At 73.4% G+C, this 1547-nt stretch carries 1 protein-coding gene and 1 pseudogene; both read right to left on the reverse strand.

All coding sequences use genetic code 11. The annotated features are described in order from the left end of the window. Positions 1–66: 66 nt before the first annotated feature. Positions 67–1251 carry an MFS transporter gene (locus OZN99_RS31245; protein WP_270939092.1) on the reverse strand — a complete coding sequence of 395 codons (1185 nt, stop codon included), beginning with the start codon at positions 1249–1251 and terminating at the stop codon, positions 67–69. Beyond that, positions 1248–1547, reverse strand: a pseudogene (locus tag OZN99_RS31250) (thiamine-phosphate kinase); the annotation flags it as partial. The pseudogene OZN99_RS31250 and the gene OZN99_RS31245, both read right to left, overlap by 4 nt.

Raw genomic sequence — 1547 nt, forward strand, 5'->3', positions numbered from 1 at the left:
GGGCCTGGGCGCGCAGCAGAACGCCATGCCCGGCGCGCCCGGCGCCCGGTAGCCGCGCGCGGCGGTTCAGGCCGCCCGGGGGACCGCGCGCGGGCGCACCCGCAGCACCATCACCAGCGCCAGGGCGAGCGCCGGCAGCAGCGCCAGGTTCAGCGCGTTCCAGCCGAAGCCCGCATGCACCGCACCGGAGGCGAGCGCCGTGCAGGCCACCGTGCCGAACACGATGAAGTCGTTCGCCGCCTGGGCGCGCACCCGCTCCTCCGGCCGATGCGCCTCGGACAGCAGGGTGGTGGCGCCCGTGAACATGAAGTTCCAGCCGATGCCGAGCAGCACGAGCGCCACCGTGAAATGGCCGAAGCTGACGCCCATCAGCGCGACCGCGACGCAGAGCGCATTCAGCAGCGCGCCCGCGACGATCACGCGGCGCACGCCGAAGCGCGCGATGATCCGGCCGGTGACGAAGCCCGGCGCGAACATCGCCACCGCATGCGCCTGGATCACCGTGGCGCTTGCCGCCACGGCGAAGCCGCAGGCCATCATCTCGAGCGGCGTCGAGGTCATCACCAGGTTCATCGTGCCATAGGCGATCGCGCCGGTGACCGCGGCGGTGACGAAAGCGGGTCGCCGGATGATCTCGCCCACCGGGGTCGGGCTCGCCTGGCGTGGCGGCGCCGGCGGCAGCCGCACCACGGTCAGCAGTACCAGGCAGGCCACGGGCAGGGCGGCGAAGATCAGGTAGGTGCCCAGGAACAGGAAGGGCGCGACCATGTCCTTGCTGTGCTTCACCAGTTCCGGCCCGAACACGGCCGCCAGCACGCCGCCGGCCATCACCAGCGAGATGGCGCGCGGGCGATAGGCGGGGGTCGCGACCTCGGCCGCGGCGAAGCGGTAGTGCTGGGCGATGCCGAAGCCGATGCCCGCCGGCAGCGCGCCCGCCGTGTAGAGCCAGAAATCGGCTTCCCAGATGCCCAGCGCGAAGATCAGCGAACCCAGGATGGAGGCCACCGCGCCCAGGCTGAACCCGGCCCGCCGTCCGAGCCGCGCGAAGACGATCCCGGCCGGAATCGAAGCGGCCATGGTCGCCACCATCTGCAGTGCCATCGGCAGGGTGGCGAGCGACTTGTCCTCCGCCAGGCTGTGCCCGACCAGCGCGCTCATCGCCACCTGCCCGACGATGGAGGCGTTCATCAGCGCCTGGCACAGGAACAGCAGGAACACGTCCCGCTTCATCAGGCGCGTCTCGGCTGTCACGTGAAATGGCTCCATCCGGCGGCGGGCAGCGCCATCGGCGCGCCCGACGCATCCAGCACGCGCACCCCCTGCCCGTCCAGGAAGCGGCCGATGCGCGTCACGGGGATCTGGGCTGCGGCGGCCGCGGCCAGGATGCGGGGGGCATCGCCGGGATCGGCCGCGAAGAGCAGCTCGTAGTCGTCGCCACCGCCCAGCACCCGGGCCAGCAGCGCGGGATCGGCCGCCACGGCCGCGCGCGCCGCCGGCGAGAGCGGCACCTCGCCCGCCCGGATCTCCGCCCCGCAGCCGGCCGCCCG

The sequence above is a fragment of the Falsiroseomonas oryzae genome (assembly GCF_027856955.1).
Taxonomy (GTDB): domain Bacteria; phylum Pseudomonadota; class Alphaproteobacteria; order Acetobacterales; family Acetobacteraceae; genus Falsiroseomonas; species Falsiroseomonas oryzae.